Origin of the sequence: Streptomyces sp. NPDC058375, assembly GCF_042723425.1 — a bacterium.
GTDB classification, from domain to species: domain Bacteria; phylum Actinomycetota; class Actinomycetes; order Streptomycetales; family Streptomycetaceae; genus Streptomyces; species Streptomyces durocortorensis.
On record NZ_JBHXJG010000431.1, the window covers coordinates 1 to 3,247 of the forward strand.

The 3,247-nt window shown below is 69.5% G+C and carries 3 protein-coding genes; all 3 read left to right on the top strand.

Annotated elements, in window-relative coordinates; translation table 11 throughout:
- The first annotated feature begins 524 nt into the window (after positions 1–524).
- The 3 genes from ACFWM7_RS34605 (at position 525) to ACFWM7_RS34615 (ending at position 3,182) form a co-directional block, all read left to right on the top strand.
- Positions 525–1,178, top strand: a complete 654-nt coding sequence (locus ACFWM7_RS34605; protein WP_383268563.1) for a DUF6230 family protein — start codon at positions 525–527, stop codon at positions 1,176–1,178.
- 95 nt (positions 1,179–1,273) lie between these two features.
- Positions 1,274–1,843, top strand: coding sequence for a DUF6114 domain-containing protein (locus tag ACFWM7_RS34610; protein ID WP_383268566.1), 570 nt, complete (start codon positions 1,274–1,276; stop codon positions 1,841–1,843).
- Entirely contained in the window at positions 1,833–3,182 is a 1,350-nt protein-coding gene (locus tag ACFWM7_RS34615) for a hypothetical protein (protein WP_383268568.1), read from the top strand. The genes ACFWM7_RS34610 and ACFWM7_RS34615 overlap by 11 nt, the downstream gene beginning before the upstream one ends.
- Positions 3,183–3,247 lie beyond the last annotated feature (65 nt).

Here is a 3,247-nt window from a genome sequence, read left to right on the forward strand (position 1 = left end):
TACCAAAACTTGACAAAGATGCAAGCTGTTACTCGCAGTAAGGCAGCTGAGCGGTTCTGTCCTGTTTCCGGGAAGTTTCCCGCCATTCCGATGTCCCTTTCGTGCCACCCTGTGTCGCCGCCCGGTGCCGCCCTGTCGTCCTGTGGTTATCGGGCCGTTACTAGCCAGTAACGATCCCTCTTGTGTCGGGGCCGTGAATGCACCACGATCGGCCACGCTCGGTCCAATACCTTCGGCCCGGTCTCCAGCCGGTGTCCGAGGGTCTGTTGGGTCCCCACCGGGCGGGTCGGCGGCAGTTGCGCCGACCGCGGACAGGGGGGTTCCCGCTCACAGGCGGGGCCTGTCCGACCGGCTGTGCGGAACGCGCGGCCAGTGGTTGTCGCTCGGGGGTGAACGCCGGTGGATCGGATGCGGGACACGTCTCCGATACGGGCGCTCTCCTTCCCGAGGACGTAGCACTTCTCCCATCCCAGGACGGGCACGACGCCCGGCCGGAGATGTACGTCCGAGAAGAAGGAGCAAGTATGAGTTCCCAGGTTCGCGGTGGGACGAGATGGAAGCGGTTCGCTCTGGTCATGGTGCCGAGCGTCGCCGCGACGGCCGCGGTGGGCATAGGCCTGGCCCAGGGTGCGCTGGCGGCCTCGTTCAGCGTTTCCGGGCAGAGCTTCAAGGTCAGCACCGACCGGCTGGAGGGCGAGGACTTCGTCCAGTACGGCAGCGTCGCGGTCGGTAAGGACCTCAACGGCAAGGAAGCGGCGCACGCGGTCGCGGTGTCGGGCTTCAGCAGCGCGAAGATCACCAACATGTGCCAGTCGGTGGTCACGCCGAAGGTCCCGTTCATCAACAAGCCCATCAGCCTCAAGCTGAACGCCGGTACCAACCCGAAGAGGCCGGTCGAGGCCACCAACCTCTACCTGGACATCTCGGAGCTGGACGCCGACGCCGAGTTCCGGAACATCGACATCGGTGTCGCGGCCGGTTCGCTGAAGAAGGAGAACAGGCCGAACAGCATCGGCATCCAGCCCGGTACGCAGGCGAACGGTGCGGGCTTCGCGCAGCGCGCCGACACGGCCGTGCTGACCGGCGTGGAGCAGACGGCGTGGGCGACCACCGCCGGCACCTTCAAGCTCAGCGACCTGAAGCTGAGGCTGCACACGGGCGTCGAGGAGTGCTTCTAGCACTCGGCCCGGGTGGCCGGAACGTCCGCCGAGGGTTTTCCGGCCACCCCTCCTTCCTTTCTCACAGCGGTACCGGTTCCAGGGAGCTGTTTTCCATGAGCCCCGAGTCCACAGGGCAGAACGAGCACCACATCCGCGTCTATCGGCGACGCTTCCGCGCCTGGCGGGGTAACCGCCCGTTCTGGGCCGGTCTGTTCACCATGGCCGGTGGCCTTCCCATCGCCTACTTTCCCTACGCCGACCTGCACCTCGGCAACATGACGCTGGCGATGTCCACGACCGCCGGCGCGGGATCCCTGATCATCGGGGTTCTGCTGATCACGCTCGGCTTCACGATGTGGTTCCACCACATCGTCCGGGTGTTCGCGGGTATCGCGGCCATCCTGCTGGCGCTGATCTCCCTTCCCGTCGCCAACATCGGCGGCTTCGTGATCGGGTTCCTGCTCTCCCTCGTCGGCGGAGCCCTGTCCGTTTCGTGGGCGCCGGCGGCGCCGCAGCAGGCCGACGAGGCGTCGGTCGACGAGCAGGCCGCGCCCGCGAAGGACCTGCCGTACGAGGAGCGCCCCGAGGGCGAGCTCCAGGGCGCGGCGGCCGTGCCCCGGCAGCAGGGCGCCGGGCTCGACACGGCGGCCGAGGCCGAGGGCGGGAGGCATCGTGCGGGGTGACGACGGACAGCGGACGGACGCCTACCCCGGCGACGGGCTCCGCGAGCGCAAGGGCCCCCGTCACGCGGCCCCCCGCAAGTCGCTGCTGACCAAGCTTCACCTGCCCAGCGGCAAGAAGGCGCTGGCGCTCGCGGCGATGCCGACGGCGGTCTTCGTGGGCATGGGGCTGACGCCCAAGCTGGCCCTGGCCGACGACGGCGCCGACATCCCGTTCGCGCCGGGCCCCTGCGTCACCCGGTCCGACGAGCCGAGCGAGTCCGAGTCGCCCGAGGCCGCCCCGTCCCCGTCGGCCACGGCGAAGGACGAGGACGGCAAGGACGCGAAGCCCGAGGGCACCGCGACCCCGAAGCCCTCGGCGAGCGGTTCGGCCTCCGACGCGGACGAGGACCCGGCGGGCGACGCGAAGCCCGACGCGGACGCGAAGCCCGACGAGGGCGCGGACACGTCGGCGGAGGAGAAGCCCTCCGCGACCCCGACGCCCGCCAAGTCGAAGAACCCGCTGGACCCGCTCGGACTCGGCGACGCCCTCAAGGACCTGTTCGACGGCCCGGACAAGGACAAGGCGGAGGACGAGGAGAAGGCGGAGGACCAGGCCGAGGACGTGGACCAGGCCGAGGACGCGGACAAGGCCGGGGAGCCGGCGAGCCCGGCCCCGAGCCCCACGACCAAGGCCCCCAAGCCCTCCGAGAAGCCGAAGGACCCGGCGAAGGAGACGGCGGACAAGACGGCCGACGCCATCCGCGAGGCCGCCGAGAAGGCCGGCAAGGACGTCGAGGAACTCGACGAGGACGCCAAGGGGCTCGACCCCAAGAAGGACGAGGACATCCCGGACGGCGCGAAGCCCCGCTTCCCGTGCCCCGAGCGCGACGCGGACGCGCTCGCCGCGGCCGAGCTGGAGCCCGGCATCCCGCTGCTCCCGTCCGACCCGTGGACCCTGGAGTCGACGCTGCTGACCCTCAACGGCCTGGACTACCACGGCATCGTCGAGGTGAAGAAGGCGGACGGCAGCGTCAAGAAGGTGCTGAAGTTCACCGCCGGCTCCATCGACATCAAGGACCTGCACCAGCTGACCGTCGGCCCCGCGGGCACGACCGGCCATGTGAAGTCGCGGCCCGGCTCCACGTCGACGATCCGCAACGGCGAGGTGACGATGTACACGGAGGAGCTGAAGGGCAACCTCTTCGGCCTCATCCCGATCACCTTCAGCCCTCAGACTCCGCCGCCGCTGAACGTCCCCTTCGCCTTCTTCACCAAGGTGAAGGTCACCCAGGCCGGCCAGTTCGGCGGCACGCTCACCGTGCCCGGACTGAACAACTACCTGGAAGGCGGCAACGGCTAGCAGCCGCCGCCCACGACCCCGTCCGGGAGCCGCACACGACCGTGGCCCGCACCCCCTGTCAGGAG